Consider the following 18,457-nt stretch of genomic DNA (forward strand, 5'->3'; position numbering starts at 1 on the left):
GGAACCAGCCATGTTCCGCAGCGAGTACGCAGACGTCCCGCCCGTCGAACTGCCCATCCACGAAGCCGTCCTGGCCCGGGCCGCCGAGTTCGGCGGCACCCCGGCGCTGATCGACGGCACCGACGGCACCACCCTCACCTACGAGCAGGTCGACCGGTTCCACCGGCGCGTCGCCGCCGGACTCGCCGAGGCCGGGGTCCGCAAGGGCGACGTCCTCGCCCTGCACAGCCCCAACACCGTCGCCTTCCCGACCGCCTTCTACGCGGCCACGCGCGCGGGCGCCACCGTCACCACCGTGCACCCACTCGCCACCGCCGACGAGTTCGCCAAACAGCTCCGGGACTCGGCGGCCCGCTGGATCGTCACCGTGTCGCCCCTGCTGGACACCGCCCGGCGCGCCGCCGAACTCGCGGGCGGCGTGCGGGAGATCTTCGTGTGCGACAGCGCGACCGGCCACCGCTCCCTGATCGACATGCTGGCCTCCACGGCCCCCGAACCGCGGGTCGCCATCGACCCCGCCGAGGACGTCGCCGCCCTGCCGTACTCCTCCGGGACCACCGGCGTCCCCAAGGGCGTGATGCTCACCCACCGGCAGATCGCCACCAACCTCGCCCAGCTCCACCCGGCGGTCCCCGCGGGCCCCGGAGACCGAGTCCTGGCAGTTCTTCCCTTTTTTCACATCTACGGCCTCACGGCCCTGATGAACGCGCCCCTGCGGCAGGGCGCCACCGTCGTCGTCCTGCCCCGCTTCGACCTGGAACAGTTCCTCGCGGCCATCCAGAACCACCGCATCACGGCCCTCTACGTGGCCCCGCCCATCGTCCTGGCCCTCGCCAAACACCCGGCCGTCGCCCAGTACGACCTGTCGTCCCTGCGCTACATCATCAGCGCCGCCGCACCCCTGGACGCCCGCCTCGCAGCCGCCTGCTCCCGGCGCCTCGGCCTGCCGCCCGTCGGCCAGGCCTACGGCATGACGGAACTGTCACCCGGCACCCACGTCGTCCCCCTGGACGCCATGAACGACGCCCCGCCCGGCACCGTCGGCAAGCTCGTCGCCGGCACCGAGATGCGCATCGTCTCCCTCGACGACCCGGGCAAGGACCTCGGCCCCGGCGAATCCGGCGAGATCCTCATCCGCGGCCCGCAGATCATGAAGGGCTACCTCGGCCGTCCCGACGCCACCACCGCGATGATCGACCCCGACGGCTGGCTGCACACCGGCGACGTGGGCCATGTGGACGACGAAGGCTGGCTGTTCGTCGTCGACCGGGTCAAGGAACTCATCAAGTACAAGGGCTTCCAGGTGGCCCCCGCCGAGCTGGAGGCCCTGCTCCTCACCCACCCGGGCATCGCGGACGCCGCCGTCATCGGCAGGTACGACGCCGACGGCAACGAGGTCCCGCACGCCTACGTGGTCCGCCAGCCGTCCGCCGCCGACCTCACCGAGGCCGAGATCATGATGTACGTCGCCGAGCGCGTGGCCCCCTACAAGCGGATACGCCACGTCACCTTCATCGTCGGCGTCCCCCGCGCGGCCTCCGGCAAGATCCTCCGCCGACAGCTCAGGGAGAGCGCATGACGCTGATCGCCCGTACCCGCGCCCGTGCCGTTCAGACCCTGTCCCTCGACTCGCCCCACAACCGCAACGCCCTGTCGGCGGCCCTCGTCGGCGAACTGGCCGACGCGCTCAGCGACGCCGGCAAGGACACCGGCGTCCGCGCGGTCGTCCTCACCCACACCGGCAACACCTTCAGCGCGGGCGCCGACCTCAAGGACCCGCCGCCGCCCGAGGCGCTGGTCGCATTGCTGCGGCAGATCATCGAACTGCCCAAGCCGGTCGTCGCCCGGGTCACCGGCCACGTCCGCGCGGGCGGCCTCGGTCTCCTGGCCGCCTGCGACATCGCGGCCGCCTCCACGGATGCCACCTTCGCCTTCACCGAGGTCCGCATCGGGGTAGCCCCCGCCGTGATCTCCCTGCCGATCCTGCCCCGCACCGGCCCCCGCGCCCTGGCCCGTCACTACCTCACCGGCGAACGTTTCGCAGCCTCCGAGGCCGTGGCAACGGGCCTGCTCACCACCTGTGACAGCGATGTCGACCAGGCCCTCGAACCCATCCTCGACGGTCTGCGCCGCTCCGCTCCTGAAGCCCTGGCCGAGACGAAACGGCTGCTCACGGCTAGGGTGCTGGAAGCCTTCGACCGGGACGCGGCCGACCTGACCGCGCTCTCGGCCCGGCTGTTCTCCTCCCCGCAGGCCCGCGAGGGGATGACGGCCTTCCTCGAACGACGGGATCCGGCATGGGTGGTGTGAGCACGGTCGACCGTGCGGAGAGAGTCCCCAAGCAGGACCGCAGCCGGGCCACCCGGCAGCGGCTCCTCGAAGCCGCCGTGTCCTGCCTCGCCGAGCACGGCTGGGCAGGATCCACCGTCTCCGTCGTCGCCGAACGCGCCGGCGTCTCCCGCGGCGCCGCCCAGCACCACTTCCCGACCCGCGAGGACCTCTTCACCGCGGCCGTCGAGTACGTCGCCGAGGAACGCTCCACGGCCCTGCGCGCCCTGTTCCCCGAGGGCGCGGCCGGCGACCGCCACGCCGTCGTCGCCGCCCTGGTCGACCTCTACACCGGGCCGCTGTTCCGCGCCGCCCTCCACCTCTGGGTCGCCGCCTCCAACGAGGAGCAGCTCCGGCCCCGCGTCACCGAACTCGAATCCCGTGTCGGCCGCGAGACCCACCGCATAGCCGTCGACCTCCTCGCCGCCGACGAGTCCGTCCCCGGCGTCCGCGAAACCGTCCAGGGCCTCCTCGACATGGCCCGCGGCCTCGGCCTCGCCAACCTCCTCACGGACGACGCGGCCCGCCGGGAACGGGTGGTCGCACAGTGGGCGGGCCTGCTGGAGGAGACCCTGGGCTGAGGGGGGCAGTGGCCGGCAGTGGCAGGGCTGCGGTTCCGTTGCCCCGCCTGCCCGCGCCCCGCCCCCCTGGCCCGACTGGGCCAGGACCGACGGTCGTCTCGCCCTCGGTCACCTCGGCTTCGAGTTCTGGAACCGGCCCGAGCTGACCGGCGACTTCCGTACCCGCCCGTCGGGCCTGCTGGACGGTCACCGCACGGCGTACGCGTGGGGAAAGATCCGCGCCCCGGAAACCGTCAGGGACTGAGCCGCTCCACCCGCCAGCTGCCGTCCGGCTGCTCCACGTACCGCAACCGGTCGTGCAGCCGGTTCTCGCGGCCCTGCCAGAACTCCACCGTCTGCGGGGCAACCCGGAAACCGCCCCAGTGCGGCGGCACCGGCACCTGCTCGCCCTCCGGGTAGCGCGCGGCCAGCTCGGCGTACGCGGCGTCGATGTCGGCCCGGGTGGGAACCACCGACGACTGGGCGCTGGCCCACGCGCCCAGCTGCGAGCCGTGCGGCCGGGTGCGGAAGTACGCCGCCGTCTCGTCCCGCCCGGTCCGCCGCGCCACCCCGCTCACGATGACCTGCCGGGCCATCGGATGCCAGGGGAACAGCAGCGAGACGTACGGGTTCTCCGCCAGATCACGCGCCTTGCGGGACTCGTAGTTGGTGTAGAAGACAAAGCCCTGTGTGTCGAAGTGCTTCAGCAGCACCGTACGGGCGCTCGTCCGCCCCTCCGCGTCCGCCGTCGAGACGATCATGGCGTTGGGCTCGAACAGTCCGCCGTCCGTCGCGGCCTGCTTGAACCAGCGCGCGAACTGCTCGACGGGCGTCGCGGCCAGCTCGGTCTCGGAGAGGCCCTCGGCCCGGTACTGCTTGCGCATCGAGGGCAGATCGAAAGGGACGTCGTCGCGGTCGGTCACCCGGTCATCTTGCCGTACCGACGGTGTCCTTCGTCACTGCCTGGCACTGAGTGCCGTGAACCCTCCCCAAGTGTGGCACTCGGAGATATCGTTTCCGTGCCGTTCCGGTTGGGTGACCGCCATCCGAACGGGGCATCACAGGGGCAACCGGCCAGGACCGCGAGTCGCCTGCACGACCGTGGATCCACTGGACGGCGCCCGCTTCGCCAGCTGACTGACACATGGTTCGTTCGTCCCACCCCATAACACACCATCTGTCACTTACATCACGAGGAGCCGCCTGATGTCCGACTTCGTACCCGGGCTCGAAGGAGTCGTCGCGTTCGAGACGGAGATCGCCGAACCCGACAAGGAGGGCGGCGCACTCCGGTACCGGGGCGTCGACATCGAGGACCTCGTCGGCCACGTCTCGTTCGGCAACGTCTGGGGCCTGCTCGTCGACGGCGCCTTCAACCCCGGCCTGCCCCCCGCCGAGCCGTTCCCCATTCCCGTGCACTCCGGCGACATCCGCGTGGACGTCCAGTCCGCCCTGGCCATGCTGGCGCCCGTCTGGGGCCTCAAACCCCTCCTCGACATCGACGCCGAGGAGGCCCGCGAGAACCTCGCGCGAGCAGCCGTCATGGCCCTCTCCTACGTCGCCCAGTCCGCCCGCGGCCAGGGCCTGCCGATGGTCCCGCAGCGGGAGATCGACAAGGCGCAGTCCGTCGTCGAGCGCTTCATGATCCGCTGGCGCGGCGAGCCGGACCCCAAGCACGTCGCCGCCGTGGACGCGTACTGGACGAGCGCCGCCGAGCACGGCATGAACGCGTCCACCTTCACCGCCCGGGTCATCGCCTCGACCGGCGCGGACGTGGCGGCGGCGCTGTCCGGCGCGGTGGGCGCGATGTCCGGCCCGCTGCACGGCGGCGCCCCCTCCCGCGTCCTCGGCATGATCGAGGAGATCGAACGCACGGGTGACGCCGAGGCCTACGTCAAGAACGCGCTCGACAAGGGCGAACGCCTCATGGGCTTCGGCCACCGCGTCTACCGCGCCGAGGACCCGCGCGCCCGGGTCCTGCGCCGCACCGCCCGCGAACTGGGCGCCCCCCGCTTCGAGGTCGCCGAGGCCCTGGAGAAGGCGGCCCTCGCGGAACTCCACGCCCGCCGCCCCGACCGCGTCCTCGCGACGAACGTCGAGTTCTGGGCGGCCATCGTCCTGGACTTCGCCGAGGTCCCGGCCCACATGTTCACGTCCATGTTCACCTGCGCCCGCACCGCCGGCTGGTCCGCCCACATCCTGGAGCAGAAGCGCACGGGCCGCCTGGTCCGCCCCTCGGCCCGCTACGTGGGCCCGGGCACCCGCAACCCCCGCGAGATCGAGGGCTACGAGGACATCGCCCACTGACACCCCCGCTCACGGCCTCACCCGACTCCGGGTGAGGCCCCCTGCCCCTCCCCGCCCCCGAGCCGGTCCAGCTCCTCCCCGATGGCCCCCCGCAGCCGGTCGTGCGCGGGCCCGAGGGCGTAACGCTCCTCGCGCCACGTCTCCCGCGGATACAGCCAGACGGGCAACCGCACCAGTTCCTCGGGCTCCCACTCGTACCGAGGCCACACGTGCGCGTGCAGAAACCCGTCGGTGTTCCCGAGGATCTCCAGATTGACCCGCCGGAACCCCGTCTCCACCCGCCGGCAGGCTCGCTCGACGGCTTCCCCCAGCCGGTCCATGTCGGCCAGGAACGCCAGCCGCGCGCCCCGTGGCAGCTCGGACAGCCGCTGGACGGCGGGGTCATCGGTCAGCAGCACCGAGTAGCCGGGCAGGAACTGCACATCACCGATCGCCGCGAACCCGGAATCCAGCCTCCGCATCACGGCCGGGTTCTCACCGCGCAGAGCGCTGCCGATCCGGTCCTCGCGCCATGCACCCACCGCCATCACCCCCGGGCACCTCGGAAAACACAGACGACCCGCGAGTCTGGTTCCTCCTGGGGAGGAGCCGGCCGGACGTACCGGCGACTCGCGGGTCGGGTGACTGCCTGAGATTGGGCCGGCTGCGCGCTTCGATCACACGCTGGTCCGGCACCGCACTGAGTGTGGTGACGAGCCGCTAGCCCGCAGCCACCTCACGCGTCCGGTTCTCATACATCTGCCGAACCACCTCCCTTCTCGTGTACCTGAACCCTAAGAAAGCGTTCGGTCTCGCATCAACCGTTTTTTTGAGACCTTGACTCCATGACGCAGCGGCGGGTGGTTCTCAGTGGTTCGGTGTTCGAGGAGCGGATCGGATATGCCCGGGCCGTCGTGGACGGGGACTGGGTGCACGTGTCGGGGACGACCGGGTTCGACTACGCGCGGATGACGATCTCCGAGGACGTGGTGGAGCAGGCCGAGCAGTGTCTGCGGAACATCGGGGCCGCGCTGGAGCAGGCCGGGTGTTCGTTCGCGGACGTCGTACGGGTGCGGTACCTGCTGCCCGAGCGGGAGGACTTCGAGCCGTGCTGGCCGGTGCTGCGCACGTGCTTCGGGGAGGTGCGGCCGGCCGCGACGATGATGGTCTGCGGGCTGGCGGACCCCCGTATGAGGATCGAGATCGAGGTGTACGCGCGGCGGGGCAGCGGCGGCGGGTCCCTGCCGTTGATCGACTAGCCGGCCGGCCAGGGGTGCCGGCGGGCCGGTGACGGGCCCGGTGGGACGCCCTCGGCGGCGTTGACGTGGGCATTGCCGCCGTACAACGATTCCTTCAATGTTGTGGGAACCCGGTGTGCGCTGGGTCACGTTCCAGTTGAATGATTGCAAGGAGCGAACCGACGTGCCGTACGTGCGGACGCAGCCTGCAGGGGGTCCAGGTGAGTGCTTCCCGGCGTAGTGGGACCACCGACGAGCTGGGGCCGGACGAGCCCGAGCGGGACGGTTCGGATGGTTCGGATCTGCTTGCCGCTTTGCTGGACGGGATGGACGCGGCGCTGTGCGCGTTCGACGCCGACGGCGTCGTCACGCACTGGAACCGCGAGGCCGAGCGGATCCTCGGCTGGAGCGCGGACGAGGCCGTGGGGCGACGGGGGCTCGCCGGGTGGGCCGTGCGCAGCGCGGACGCCGAGGAGGTCGAGGGCCGGCTGCTGTCGTCGATGCACGCCCCCGGCCGGCAGGTGCACGAGTTCGCGCTGCTGACCAAGGACGGCGGGCGGGTGCTCGTGCGGACGCAGTCGGCGGCGGTGCGCGGGCCCGACGGGAAGCCGGCGGGTGTGTACTGCGCGTTCAGCGAGGTGCACGCGCAGATCGATCTGGAGCGGTCGATCGCGCTGAGCGAGGCGCTGTTCGAGGACGCGAGCTGGGGTGTCGTCCTGGTGGACGTGGACCTGCGGCCGGCGGTGGTCAACGCGCACGCGGCCCGGGCGCTGGGCACGGGCCGTACGTCGGTGCTGGGGCGTCCGCTCGGGGAGCTGCTGTCGCAGGGCGTGGAGGAGCTGGAGAGCGCGTTGCAGCACGTGCTGGCGGAGGGCGCGCCGCCCGCGCCCGCCGAGGTGTGGGTGAGCGTGCGTGCCGTGGAGGGCGAGCAGCGCAGGTGCTGGCGCAGCGGCTTCCTGAGACTGGCCTCGCCGCTCGCGGAGGAGCCCGTACCGCTGGGGGTGGGCTGGCTGTTCCAGGACGTGACGGAGGCCAAGCAGGCCGAGCAGGAGGCGTCCCTGCTGCGGTTCCGTACGCAGCAGCTGCACCGGGCGTCGCGGGCGGCGGCCGAGTGCGAGGATCCGGCCGAGGCGGCGACGGTCCACCTGGACTTCGCCCTGGCCGGGTTCGCCGATCACGCGCTGATCGACCGGGTCGCCGGGGGTGCGCTCACCGACGTCGGGGAGGCGGAGGGGCCCGTCCGGCTGGTCCGGGTCGCCGCCACGCCGTCCGGAGCGCCGGGCCCGAGCAGCCTGTCCGGGCACGCGGGCCTGCCCGTGCGCTACGCCGAGGGGCACCCGGCCCTGCAGTGTGCGGAGCGGGCGGGTGCCCTGCGGGCGAGCGCGGGCACGGCCGCGCCCGAGGCGGCCCGGGAGTGGGCGGTGGCCCGTCAGTGGCCTCCGGACGCGGTGCACGCCTTGTGCGCGGTGCTGCGCAGCCGGGGCCGGACGCTGGGTGTCGTGACGTTCCTGCGGGGTGCGGGCCGCAGCGCCTTCGAGCGCTCGGACGCGCTGTACGCGGAGGACGTGGCGGTGCGGATCGCCGCGGTGCTGGATCTCGCGGGGTTGTCGGGCCGGGAGTGAGCGGCGCCCGGCGTGGTCCCGCCGCTGCGGGACGGGACCGGTCTCCCGTGTGTCGTGGTGCCGGTGTCGGCGCCGGATGCAGCGCCGGATGCAGTGCCGGTTCCAGCGCCGGATGCAGTGCCGGTTCCAGCGCCGGATGCAGTGCCGGTTTCAGCGCCGAATGCAGCGCCGGTCAGTGCCGGATCCAGTACCGGGATTCAGTGCCGGTAGAAGATCCGGTCGCGGTACTGCTCCATGACCCGGGCGTTCCATGCGTGGCCGCCGTCCACGTTCCCGGAGCGCAGCAGGGGCGGTTCGATGCCCCGGTCGGCGAGGGTGGTGGCGGTCGTCGCCATGACGGCCTGGAGGAGGGCCGTGGTGACGACCGTCGAGGCCGGGGCGAAGGGGGCCGGGATGTCCTCGTGGGTGAGTGTGGCGTCGCCGACCGCGATCCCCGAGTCGAGGACGAGGTCGCAGTGGTCCTTGAGGTAGGTCCCGGAGGAGTGCCGTGACTTCGTCTCGGAGGTGTAGGCCACCGAGGTCACGCCGATGACCTTCACGCCCAGGGCGCGTGCGTTCATGGCCATCTCCACGGGCAGCGCGTTGCGCCCCGACAGGGAGATGATCAGCAGGGCGTCGCCCGCGCGGAGCGGCGAGCTGTCGAGGACGGCGCTCGCGAGGCCGTCGACGCGTTCCAGCGCGGAGCCGAGCGGTGCGGGCATGACGTCGACGCCGACGACACCGGGCACGGCGAGCAGATTCATCAGGGCGAGGCCGCCGGCGCGGTAGACGAGGTCCTGCGCGGCGAGGGAGGAGTGCCCGGCGCCGAAGGCGAAGAGCCGGCCGCCTTCCGCGACGGTGTCGGCGAGGAGCGTCCCGGCCGCGGTGATGCTGTCGGTCTCCTCGTCGCGCAGCCGCTGCAGCAGGCCGATGGCGGCGTCGAGGAACGGGCCGGCCGGCGCACGGTCGCTCATACGGGGTCCCTTCGGGCAGGCCTGGGCGGCTGGTGTCGCGCATCACGGTGCGGTCTGGACCAGTGCGGTGTCAATACGGCCGTGGGTGCCGCGCGCGGAGCGCCTGAAGGCCCCCGAAGGGGAAGTCCGTACCCTTGCGCGCGGCCGGGTAATCCTCCGCTTCGCCTCCCGCGGCACGGTTGTCGGTGGTATCCGGCAGAATTGGGTTCAGGGCCAGCGCAGCGCACACGCCGGTGAGCCGTCCAGCCTCCGGCAGATCTCATTCGAGGGGCACGTATGTCCGGACTGATCGACACCACGGAGATGTATCTCCGCACCATCCTCGAGCTGGAGGAAGAGGGTGTGGTCCCCATGCGCGCCCGTATCGCCGAGCGGTTGGACCAGAGCGGGCCGACCGTGAGCCAGACCGTGGCGCGGATGGAGCGCGACGGCCTGGTGTCCGTCGCCAGCGACCGGCATCTGGAGCTGACCGACGAGGGCCGCCGGCTGGCGACGCGCGTGATGCGCAAGCACCGCCTCGCCGAGTGTCTGCTCGTCGACGTGATCGGTCTGGAGTGGGAGCAGGTCCACGCGGAGGCGTGCCGCTGGGAGCACGTGATGAGCGAGGCCGTCGAGCGCCGCGTCCTGGAGCTGCTGCGGCACCCGACGGAGTCGCCGTACGGCAACCCGATCCCGGGTCTCGAGGAGCTCGGCGAGAAGGACGGCGCCGACCCGTTCCTGGACGAGGGCATGGTGTCGCTGGCCAGCCTCGCCCCGGGTGCCGAGGGCAAGACGGTCGTGGTGCGCCGGATCGGCGAGCCGATCCAGACGGACGCGCAGCTGATGTACACGCTGCGGCGGGCGGGCGTGCAGCCCGGCTCGGTGGTGAGCGTGACCGAGTCTGCGGGCGGGGTGCTGGTGGGCAGCGGCGGCGAGGCGGCGGAGCTGGAGTCGGACGTGGCCTCCCACGTGTTCGTCGCCAAGCCCTGAGCCCGGGCCGTCCCTCGCGCCAGGGTGGACGCCAACTCCCGCTGTCCATGCGGTCGTTGTGGTGCCGGAGGCCTCTTGGCGTGATCCGGACCGAATCCGGGATCCAGTCCGTCGAACGGCAGCGCTCGCCCGCTTCCCGTGCGACGCTGTCGCGAGAGGCATATGACCTGAGGGCTCTGGGCCGCGGCTCGACAGTGAGACCGCCGGCCGGGGAGGGGGCGGGAGGATGTGCCGTGAGGACGCGGAGAGCCCCGGCGCCGTGCGGCGCCGGGGCCTGTCCTCCCCTGTGCTGACCCGGAGCCCCGAGCTCTCAGGGTCATTCCCCTCGGACCGGTTTCCCCGAGCGGTCCGCCTCCCGTTGAAGATCTCCCCTCGGAAGCGGCGATCAATCCCCGAGGATGGTCACTCGAACGAGGGGTGTTGCCCGCGAGAACGCCATCCTCGAAAGCGCATTCGATAGTCTGCGGGCGGCGCACGGCACATGTGCACCGACGCGTACGGCAACCAGCACGGCAGAAGGCACAGCAGGCAGAACACGGTTCACAGGACCGGCCGGCTCCGACGAGCCGCGGTCCGCGCGAGGCTTGGGGGGTGCCAGACATGGCGCGACGCATCGACGTGACCGGGACGGGCGGCGTACGCCTGGCGGCCTGGGAATTCGGCGACCCGCCCAAGACCGACCCGGCGCAGGACGGCCAGGGGGCGTACGACGGGCGCACCGCGCCGGAGGGTTCGCCGGGCGTGCTGTTACTGCACGGCCTCATGGGCCGCGCCTCGCACTGGGCGTCCACCGCCCGCTGGCTGTCCGCGCGCTACCGCGCGGTCGCCCTCGACCAGCGCGGCCACGGCCGCAGCGACAAGCCCCCGCAGGGCGCCTTCACACGTGACGCCTACGTCGACGACGCCGAGGCCGCGATGGAGGAGCTCGGCCTCGCCCCGGTGGTCCTCATCGGCCACGCCATGGGCGCGCTGACCGCCTGGCAGCTCGCCGCGAAGCGTCCCGACCTGGTCCGCGGGCTGATCATCTGCGACATGCGGGCCTCCGCGCTCGGAGCCGCCTCGCAGCGCGAGTGGGGCCAGTGGTTCGAGTCCTGGCCCCTGCCCTTCGCCACGCTCGCCGACGTCCGCAAGTGGTTCGGCGAGGACGACCCCTGGGTGGAGCGGCCCAATCCGGCCCGCGGCGAGTTCTACGCCGAGGTGATGACCGAGGCCCCGGACGGCTGGCGCCCGGTCTTCGAGCCGGAGCAGATGCTCCGTTCCCGTGAGACGTGGGTGTACGACGCGCACTGGGAGGAGCTGGCCCAGGTCCGCTGCCCCGCCCTGGTCGTGCGCGGTCTGGACGGCGAGCTGGGCCGCGCCGAGGCCCAGGAGATGGTTCGGGTCCTGCCCCGCGGCCAGTACGCGGAGGTCGCCGATGCCGGCCACCTGGTGCACTACGACCAGCCGGAGGCCTGGCGCGCCGCCATCGAGCCGTTCCTGGACTCCCTGGGTGACGGGGACGGGGACGGGCACGGGAGCGGGGACGGCGACAACGACGGCGAAAACGGCCGCTGACGGCCGCTGACGGCCGGTCACCGGCGGGCGGGTCACCCCTTGCTGACGGCCGCCAGGATCTCCGGCAACCGCCGGGCCGTCCGCGGAGCGGCCAGTTTCAGCCCCGCCGCCGTGAGAGCCGCCCCGTACGCCGTGCCCACCGGCAACAGCAGCCACGCCCAGTCGTCGCCGTCGGCGCTCACGTTCAGCCAGATCGCGAGCGCGATGACGGGCGCGCACAGCAGGGCGGCCGCCATCATCCCACCGAAGATGGAGATCCAGGCGAGCCCGGTCTGCCCGGGGGCGACGTTCTTGTAGCCCTCCTGCGGGATGGAGTACGGGAAGCGGGCGGATGTCCACGCCCCGGTCGCGAGCATCGCGCCGAGCAGCGCGAAGGACAGCCCCAGCGCCTCGGACAGCCGCCGCCAGTCGCCCAGCATGGCCGTCGTCAGAACCGTCACGAGCGTGGCGTACGGCAGGGTGATCAGCAGCAGGGCGTACGCCCGGGCGCGCAGCTCGACGTAGGCGTCCCAGGGCGAGGAGATCGTCATCGCGACCATCCAGAACGCCGAGGTGTCCTGCCCGAACTGGTTGTACATCTGGATGCCCAGCATCCCGGCGGCGAAGCACGCGAAGTACACCGAGCCGGTGCCCTGCCAGGCGTTGAACACCGGCACGATCAGCCCGATGGCCAGCGACGTCACCCAGGCCGCCTTGGTCTTCGGGTCCCGCCACACGTACCGCAGGCTGCGCTCCATGACCGTGCCCGTGCGGCCCGGGGGCAGCAGCCGCCCCAGCCCGGTCGAGGCCCGCTCTTTGGCTGCCGACTCGGCGCTCGGCAGGGTGGATCCGTCGGGCGAGGTCATCAGCCGGGTCAGATGCCGCGACCAGAAGGCGAGAATCGCCATCAGCGCACCGGTGGTCAGCGCCAGCTGCGCGACGGCGAGCCCGTAGGAGCCCTCGGACACCGCGTGCACGGCCCCGATCGCCGACGCCGGTGGCACCCATTGCAGGACGTGCGCCACCGGGTCGAGTTCCCCCAGCCCCGACTGCCCGAGACGCTGCGCACCGAAGTTGACGAGCTGCGCCCCGATCGCGATGACGAGCCCGCTGAGCACCGCCAGGTCCCGCCCCTTGCGGCTGGTCAGCAGCCGTACGTTGGCGGCGGCGACGGCCCGCGCGAGAGCCACGCACACCAGCAGCGTCAGTACGACGGCCACCCCACCCACCACGAACGCGGCCCCGCCCCGCGCCACCGCGATCACGGAACCGACCAGCAGGCACAGTGTGAACAACGGCCCGATGCCCACCAGCGAGGCCGTCAGCAGGGCCCGCACCAGCGGCCGGGGCCGCAGCGGCAGCATCACCAGCCGGGTCGGATCGAGGGTCTCGTCACCGCTGGGGAAGAACAGCGGCATCACCGCCCAGCCGAGCCCCAGCACCGCCACCGCCGGCACCACCACCGACTCGGCATGCGCGTGTCCGCGCAGCGCGATCAGCCCGATCAGCTGGAGCGCGGCGAACAGCAGCGCGAAGACGGCGGAGGAGATGTAGGCGGCCTTGCGCCCGCCGGACTGCCGCAGTCCGTTGCGCAGCAGCGACAGCTTCAGCCGTACGAAGACGGGGGTGAGCCCGGGGGTGCTCACCGCGCCCCTCCGCCCAGCCAGTCGAGGTCGGAGCCGGCGTCCCGGCTCCGCGCGCCGACGAGTTCGAGGAACGCCCGCTGCAGCGAGGGCGCGTCCCCGCGCACCTCGGCGAGGGTGCCGGTGGCGCGGATCCGCCCCGCGGCCATCACCGCGACCCAGTCGCACAGCGACTCGACGAGCTCCATGACGTGGGAAGAGAACACGACCGTGGCGCCCGAGGCGGTGTACCGCTCCAGCACGCCGCGGATGGTCTGAGCGGAGACGGGGTCGACACCCTCGAACGGCTCGTCCAGGAACAGCACTTCGGGATTGTGGAGGAGAGCGGTGGCGAGCCCGATCTTCTTGCGCATGCCGGTCGAGTAGTCGACGACCAGCTTGTGCTGGGCCCCGGCCAGGTCGAGGACGTCCAGGAGCTGCGTGGCGCGCTTGTCGACCTCGGCACCGGGCAGGCCGCGCAACCGCCCGTTGTACGCCAGCAGTTCCCGCCCCGACAGCCGCTCGAACAGCCGCAGGCCCTCCGGCAGCACCCCGATCCGGGCCTTCACCTCGACGGGGTCCCGCCACACGTCGTGCCCGACCACCTCGACGGTCCCTTGGTCGGGGCGCAGCAGCCCGGTCACCATCGACAACGTGGTGGTCTTCCCGGCTCCGTTCGGCCCGACGAGCCCGATGAACTTGCCCGCGGGCAACTCGAGATCGATCCCTGCGACAGCGACCTGCTGCCCGAACCGCTTCCAGAGCCCCCGCACACGCACAGCGCTGGATCCCACCGCGCCTCCCTCCGTCACGTAGAACCCTACGGGGGCGTTGTTCAGGGGCGCGGGGAACTGCGCGATCAACCACGACGAAGCCGCAGCCGCCGACGAACACGGACCAGGCAGGACAGAAGGCGCTCTCAGCGATCCCTGCCGCACGCATAGGCCAACGGCGAGATCAACTCCTCCGCATCCGGCAGCCACCGATTGGCAGGAGTCGGCCGGCAGGCCCACTGCACGGCCCCCCGGGACCCGAACCGCGTGGGCGGCGCGGCCACGTACGCCCCCTCACCCAGCACCGTCAGGTCCAGCGACGACACCGACCACCCCAGCTTCCGCACCAGATCGGGCACCTTCACGGCGGCCCCCGGCAGCACGAAGAACTCCATCTGCCGGTCCGGCGTGAGCGCCACCGGCCCGAGCGTCAGTTCCATCCGCTCCATCCGCGCCAGCGCCAGGAACCCGGCGGTCTCCGGCACGGAGATCGCGTCGAACGTCCGCCCCGTCGGCAGCAGGATCGACGCCGTCGGCTGCTTCTGCCACATCCGCCGCGCGACCGTCGCACTGCCCGTCGCCTGCGTCGCCCAGTCCGGACGCGCCGGGTGCGCTCCGGGCACCGGACACGCCACGTCACCGCAGGAGCAGCGCTGGCTGCCGTCGACGGCGTCGAGCCAGGTGCCGGGGAACACGTCCCAGTGGCGCTCCTCGACGTAGCGAACAGCGGTCTCCAGCAGCGAATCCCCGCGCTGCGTCGGGATCTGAGCGGCTTCGGTGCCGGCGATCGTCTCTTCCACGATGAACACAACTCCGGGCGTCACCGGGGGTTACGCCCGCCCGCGTGCGCGGGGGAGAGCATCGCCCCTGTTCCCGGGGCGCATGGGTGCATGTGCGGGGGCGCGCAGGAGGAACCGTGGCTGGGGCTGGGTAGCCACGAGTGGGGCCGGCAACAGCCGTTACCCCGGCATTCCTCACATGCCTCGCATTTTCGCCTGGTCGGCGGGGCATTGATCTTCACGGCCGGATCTTGTCGCTGGGACGTGAGGGGTTCGGCCGCGGAAGACACGTCAACTCGGTGCGTGGGCAGGCACCGCAGCCTCAGGGGGTACGCCATGGCCGCAAGGCCGCTCGTCGCCCGGCAGCCGAACGAACGGCTCCAGGCGCTCATCCAGGAAGCCGGATGCTCCAACGCCGGGCTGGCCCGCCGGGTCAACATGTGCGGTGCCGAGCACGGCCTCGACCTGCGCTACGACAAGACGTCGGTGGCGCGCTGGCTGCGCGGACAGCAGCCGCGGGGCCGCGCACCGGCGATCATCGCCGAGGCCCTGGGACGCAAGCTCGGCCGCACGGTCACGATCGACGAGATCGGGATGGCCAACGGCAAGAACCTCGCCTCGGGCGTGGGTCTCCAGTTCTCGCCGACGGTTCTGGGGGCCATCGAGCAGGTCTGCGAGCTGTGGCGCAGCGACGTGGGGCGGCGGGACTTCCTGTCCGGCTCCTCCGTCGCCTCGTCCGCGCTGGTCGAGCCCAGCCGGGACTGGCTGATCTCCGTGCCCGACGCGCAGGTGTCGCGCTCGGCGGGGCCGCGGGTGGGGCAGTCCGACGTGCAGGCCGTGCAGGCCATGACGCAGGCGCTGGTGGACCTCGACCACCAGTACGGCAGCGGGCACGTGCGGCCGGTCGTCGTGCACTACCTCAACAGCGTGGTCTCGGGACTGCTGGCGGGGTCGTACCGGGAGGCGGTCGGGCGGGACCTGTTCGCCGCGGTGGCCCGGCTGACGGAACTCGCCGGGTACATGGCCGTCGACACCGGGCAGCCCGGTCTGGCCCAGCGCTACTACATCCAGGCGCTGCGGCTGGCACAGGCCGCCGGGGACCGCGGCTACGGCGGGTACGTCCTCGCCGCGTCCATGAGCCACCTCGCCGCGCAGCTCGGAAACCCGCGGGAGATCGCGCAGTTGGCGCGGGCGGCGCAGGAGGGGGCGCGGGGGCGCGTGTCGCCGCGGGCGGAGTCGATGTTCCACGCGGCGGAGGCGCGCGGGCACGCCCTCTTGGGCGACGTGCGCGCCGCCCACTCCTCGGCGGGGCGCGCGGTGAGCGCCCTCGAGGCGGCCGACCCGGCCGCAGGTGACGACCCGGTGTGGATCGCGCACTTCGACGAGGCCTATCTCGCCGACGAGCTGGCCCACTGCCACCGGGACCTCGGGCAGGCCGACGCGGCGGCCCGGTGCGCGCAGGAGTCGCTGGCCGGGCACCCCCGCACGCGGGCGCGCCGCCGGGCCATCGGCTATGTGCTGCTCGCCACGGCGCAGGTGCAGCAGCGTGAGATCGAGGAGGCGTGCAACACCGGCATGAAGGCCGTGGAGCTGCTGGAGGGACTGCGCTCCAACCGGGGCGCCGAGTACCTGGACGACTTCCAGCAGCGGCTGGAGCCGTACCGGGACGAGGCGGTGGTCAGGGAGTTCGGGGCGCGGCTCGACTTGCAGGCGGCGGCATGAACACAGGGTCCGCGGATGCGTGAACGTGCGGGAAACGGCAGCCGGACGCGAGGGGGGTGACGTGGGCGACGTGCCGTGAGCCGTCGGTGTTATCGCGCTCACAGGGCGGGCGGCCGGGCCCTGTGCTGCGTGGCACGGGGCTCCGGGGACCCGGTAGCGTGACCCGACGATTCACAAGGTCCCCCATTAGTAGGAGTCCCGGTGACGCAGAGTGGACAGGGCGAGGAGCCCTCGGCGCGCCCCGCGCGCGAAGGCATCGTGCTGCCCTCCGACGGTGGCGAACCTCTGCTGCCGGGCATGACGGGCGGACCCGCAGACGCCCACGGCCGCCGACCCGCCCCGCCCTCGGCGGGCGGGCCGCAGGCGTCGGCCCCCGCCGAGGGCCAGACGTGGGGCCAGCCGTGGGGCCCCGAGCAGCAGCAGACCCCGCCTCCGCCGGGCCAGAGCTGGCAGTCCCAGCCCCAGTCGTGGAGCACGCCGGAGCAGCCCGCGTGGGACGCCCAGGCCCCGGGTGCCCTCCCTCCGGAGGGGGGTCAGGCCCCGAACCCCCACGCCGGCTCACCGACCGACCCGGGCTCGTACGGCACGCCACAGCCGCCGGCGGGCCCGCACGGCCACGCCTCGTACGGAGCCGCGGGCGGCGGCGCCCCGCTGCCCCCGGAGAGCTCCGGCACACCCGGATCCGGCCGGCCGCCGCAGGCCGCCGCCGACTACGGACAGCCGCCCGCCGCGGGAGCGTACGGCGCCCCGGGCGCGGGCGCCCCGCAGCAGCCGGGTGCCGAACCGTACGGGGCAGCACCGCAGCCGGGCGCCGACGTGTACGGGGGAGCACCGCAGCCCGGTGCCGGCACGTACGGGGGAAGCGCGCAGCAGGGTGACTCCCACGCGGGCGGTCTGCCGCCGGCCTCCGGGGCGTACGGGACCCCGGCCGGAGGCGCCCCACTGCCCGCGCCCGCGGACGAGGGCGCGACCCAGTACATACCGCCCGTCGCGGGTGACGCCGCCGCGGCCACGCAGTATCTGCCGCCCGTCGCCCCGGCCGCCGACGAGGGGGCGACCCAGTACATACCCCCGGTGACCCCGGGGGCGCTGCCGCCCGAGATGCCTTCCGGGGAGGACCCGGAGGCGACGCGGTTCCTCGGGACCGGACCCCGGGCCGGAGCGGGCGCGGGACCGTTGCCGCCCGCCTCGCATCCGGACGCCGAGGCGACGCAGTACATCCCACCGGTGCCCGGCGGCGACCAGCAGCCGCCCGCCGGGTTCGAGAACCTCTTCCGCAGTGACCCGGGCGCCGAGGGCCCTGCCGGGGCCACCCAGCAGATGCCCCGCATCGAGCAGCCGCAGGCACAGTCGCAGGCTCCGTACGGCGCTCCCCAGCCCTCTCACGCTCCGCCCGCCGGGGGCCGCTCGCGCGGTGGCCGCACCGGATCGCGCGTTCCCGTCATCGCCGCCGTCGGCATCGGCATCGCCGTCCTCGGGGTCGGCGCGGGCGCGCTGCTCGCCGGTGGCGGGGGCGGCGGTGACGACGACGGCGGCGACAACAAGACCGTGGCCGCCTCCGCACCCGCGACGGACGACTCCGCCTCGCCGTCCGCGGACCCGGCCCGGGCCCAGGCGGTCGAACTGGACAAGCTGCTCGCCGACAGCGGCAACAGCCGCAGCACCGTGATCAACGCGGTCGCCGACGTCAAGGGCTGCGACAACCTCCCCAAGGCCGCCAAGGACCTGCGCGACGCGGCCAAGCAGCGCAACTCGCTGGTCACCCGGCTGTCCGGCATCGAGGTCGACAAGCTGCCCGACCACGCCGCGCTGACCACGGCCCTCACCAAGGCCTGGCAGGCCTCCGCCTCGGCCGACAACCACTACGCGGCCTGGGCCGACCAGACGGCCGGCAAGAAGGGCTGCAAGAAGGGTCAGGCCCGCGCCACGGGCCAGACCCAGGCCGGCAACCGGGCCAGCGGCATCGCCAGCACGGAGAAGGCCAAGGCGGCCGGGCTGTGGAACGGCATCGCCAAGAAGTACGGCCTGACCGAGCGCCAGCCGACGCAGCTGTGACGGGGGCGGCCCGGCCG

The 18,457-nt window shown here is 72.9% G+C and carries 16 protein-coding genes; 10 read left to right on the forward strand and 6 right to left on the reverse strand.

All coding sequences use genetic code 11. The features are described from left to right. Positions 1-10: 10 nt before the first annotated feature. The 3 genes from ACIQU3_RS13615 to ACIQU3_RS13625 are packed head-to-tail and all read left to right on the forward strand — an operon-like array spanning position 11 to position 2,909. On the forward strand, positions 11-1,579 hold the full coding sequence (locus ACIQU3_RS13615; RefSeq protein WP_403924947.1) for a 4-coumarate--CoA ligase family protein: 1,569 nt from the start codon (positions 11-13) through the stop codon (positions 1,577-1,579). Beyond that, positions 1,576-2,310, forward strand: coding sequence for an enoyl-CoA hydratase family protein (locus ACIQU3_RS13620; protein WP_403924950.1), 735 nt, complete (start codon positions 1,576-1,578; stop codon positions 2,308-2,310). Before ACIQU3_RS13615 ends, ACIQU3_RS13620 begins: the two co-directional genes overlap by 4 nt. Then, entirely contained in the window at positions 2,298-2,909 is a 612-nt protein-coding gene (locus tag ACIQU3_RS13625) for a TetR family transcriptional regulator (RefSeq protein WP_031135992.1), read from the forward strand. The genes ACIQU3_RS13620 and ACIQU3_RS13625 overlap by 13 nt, the downstream gene beginning before the upstream one ends. A 233-nt stretch (positions 2,910-3,142) precedes the next feature. Here ACIQU3_RS13625 and pdxH read toward each other — a convergent pair whose 3' ends face one another. Further along, positions 3,143-3,811, reverse strand: a complete 669-nt coding sequence (pdxH, locus tag ACIQU3_RS13630) for a pyridoxamine 5'-phosphate oxidase (RefSeq protein WP_366710965.1) — start codon at positions 3,809-3,811, stop codon at positions 3,143-3,145. A gap of 283 nt (positions 3,812-4,094) precedes the next feature. Between pdxH and ACIQU3_RS13635 the strand changes: the two genes are divergently transcribed. Beyond that, positions 4,095-5,195 (forward strand): citrate synthase 2, encoded by a 1,101-nt coding sequence (locus ACIQU3_RS13635; protein ID WP_366710967.1) that lies wholly within the window; start codon positions 4,095-4,097, stop codon positions 5,193-5,195. Between the two features lie 17 nt (positions 5,196-5,212). Here ACIQU3_RS13635 and ACIQU3_RS13640 read toward each other — a convergent pair whose 3' ends face one another. After that, on the reverse strand, positions 5,213-5,722 hold the full coding sequence (locus ACIQU3_RS13640; protein WP_403740352.1) for an HIT family protein: 510 nt from the start codon (positions 5,720-5,722) through the stop codon (positions 5,213-5,215). 297 nt (positions 5,723-6,019) lie between these two features. Here ACIQU3_RS13640 and ACIQU3_RS13645 point away from each other — a divergent pair, with 297 nt between their 5' ends. Then, positions 6,020-6,433, forward strand: coding sequence for a RidA family protein (locus ACIQU3_RS13645; protein ID WP_403740355.1), 414 nt, complete (start codon positions 6,020-6,022; stop codon positions 6,431-6,433). A gap of 140 nt (positions 6,434-6,573) precedes the next feature. Continuing rightward, positions 6,574-8,034: a PAS domain-containing protein gene (locus tag ACIQU3_RS13650; RefSeq protein ID WP_403924953.1), complete on the forward strand. Its 1,461-nt coding sequence runs from the start codon at positions 6,574-6,576 to the stop codon at positions 8,032-8,034. Positions 8,035-8,231: 197 nt separating this feature from the next. Here the strand turns inward: ACIQU3_RS13650 and ACIQU3_RS13655 are convergent, their stop codons facing one another. Continuing rightward, positions 8,232-8,987: an SIS domain-containing protein gene (locus tag ACIQU3_RS13655; protein WP_403924956.1), complete on the reverse strand. Its 756-nt coding sequence runs from the start codon at positions 8,985-8,987 to the stop codon at positions 8,232-8,234. A gap of 276 nt (positions 8,988-9,263) precedes the next feature. On the opposite strand from ACIQU3_RS13655, the gene ACIQU3_RS13660 reads away from it, so the two are divergent. After that, the gene (locus ACIQU3_RS13660) at positions 9,264-9,956 is read left to right on the forward strand and encodes a metal-dependent transcriptional regulator (RefSeq protein WP_020276329.1); all 693 of its coding nucleotides are present in this window, start codon (positions 9,264-9,266) and stop codon (positions 9,954-9,956) included. A gap of 600 nt (positions 9,957-10,556) precedes the next feature. Continuing rightward, complete coding sequence (locus tag ACIQU3_RS13665) at positions 10,557-11,510, forward strand: alpha/beta fold hydrolase (RefSeq protein WP_403924959.1); 954 nt, start codon at positions 10,557-10,559, stop codon at positions 11,508-11,510. 32 nt (positions 11,511-11,542) lie between these two features. Here ACIQU3_RS13665 and ACIQU3_RS13670 read toward each other — a convergent pair whose 3' ends face one another. From ACIQU3_RS13670 to ACIQU3_RS13680, 3 genes are all read right to left on the reverse strand, one after another. After that, entirely contained in the window at positions 11,543-13,135 is a 1,593-nt protein-coding gene (locus ACIQU3_RS13670) for a transporter (RefSeq protein WP_403740367.1), read from the reverse strand. Then, positions 13,132-13,923, reverse strand: a complete 792-nt coding sequence (locus ACIQU3_RS13675; RefSeq protein WP_403740370.1) for an ABC transporter ATP-binding protein — start codon at positions 13,921-13,923, stop codon at positions 13,132-13,134. Before ACIQU3_RS13675 ends, ACIQU3_RS13670 begins: the two co-directional genes overlap by 4 nt. A gap of 107 nt (positions 13,924-14,030) precedes the next feature. After that, positions 14,031-14,693, reverse strand: a complete 663-nt coding sequence (locus ACIQU3_RS13680; RefSeq protein ID WP_403740373.1) for a bifunctional DNA primase/polymerase — start codon at positions 14,691-14,693, stop codon at positions 14,031-14,033. A gap of 306 nt (positions 14,694-14,999) precedes the next feature. On the opposite strand from ACIQU3_RS13680, the gene ACIQU3_RS13685 reads away from it, so the two are divergent. After that, positions 15,000-16,385, forward strand: a complete 1,386-nt coding sequence (locus ACIQU3_RS13685) for a transcriptional regulator (protein WP_403740376.1) — start codon at positions 15,000-15,002, stop codon at positions 16,383-16,385. Between the two features lie 201 nt (positions 16,386-16,586). After that, complete coding sequence (locus tag ACIQU3_RS13690) at positions 16,587-18,440, forward strand: hypothetical protein (protein WP_403924962.1); 1,854 nt, start codon at positions 16,587-16,589, stop codon at positions 18,438-18,440. Positions 18,441-18,457 lie beyond the last annotated feature (17 nt).

It is taken from the genome of Streptomyces sp. NPDC101110, from assembly GCF_044759525.1.
Taxonomy (GTDB): domain Bacteria; phylum Actinomycetota; class Actinomycetes; order Streptomycetales; family Streptomycetaceae; genus Streptomyces.

What these genes read in the sequence shown, in the direction of transcription:
- ACIQU3_RS13620 (WP_403924950.1), top strand. Translation starts at nt 1,576, where the DNA reads ATGACGCTGATCGCCCGTACCCGCGCCCGTGCCGTTCAGACCCTGTCC.
- ACIQU3_RS13645 (WP_403740355.1), top strand. Translation starts at nt 6,020, where the DNA reads ATGACGCAGCGGCGGGTGGTTCTCAGTGGTTCGGTGTTCGAGGAGCGG.
- ACIQU3_RS13625 (WP_031135992.1), top strand. Translation starts at nt 2,298, where the DNA reads ATGGGTGGTGTGAGCACGGTCGACCGTGCGGAGAGAGTCCCCAAGCAG.
- ACIQU3_RS13615 (WP_403924947.1), top strand. Translation starts at nt 11, where the DNA reads ATGTTCCGCAGCGAGTACGCAGACGTCCCGCCCGTCGAACTGCCCATC.
- ACIQU3_RS13665 (WP_403924959.1), top strand. Translation starts at nt 10,557, where the DNA reads ATGGCGCGACGCATCGACGTGACCGGGACGGGCGGCGTACGCCTGGCG.
- ACIQU3_RS13655 (WP_403924956.1), bottom strand. Translation starts at nt 8,987, where the DNA reads ATGAGCGACCGTGCGCCGGCCGGCCCGTTCCTCGACGCCGCCATCGGC.
- ACIQU3_RS13650 (WP_403924953.1), top strand. Translation starts at nt 6,574, where the DNA reads ATGATTGCAAGGAGCGAACCGACGTGCCGTACGTGCGGACGCAGCCTG.
- ACIQU3_RS13635 (WP_366710967.1), top strand. Translation starts at nt 4,095, where the DNA reads ATGTCCGACTTCGTACCCGGGCTCGAAGGAGTCGTCGCGTTCGAGACG.
- ACIQU3_RS13685 (WP_403740376.1), top strand. Translation starts at nt 15,000, where the DNA reads ATGGCCGCAAGGCCGCTCGTCGCCCGGCAGCCGAACGAACGGCTCCAG.
- ACIQU3_RS13660 (WP_020276329.1), top strand. Translation starts at nt 9,264, where the DNA reads ATGTCCGGACTGATCGACACCACGGAGATGTATCTCCGCACCATCCTC.
- ACIQU3_RS13640 (WP_403740352.1), bottom strand. Translation starts at nt 5,722, where the DNA reads ATGGCGGTGGGTGCATGGCGCGAGGACCGGATCGGCAGCGCTCTGCGC.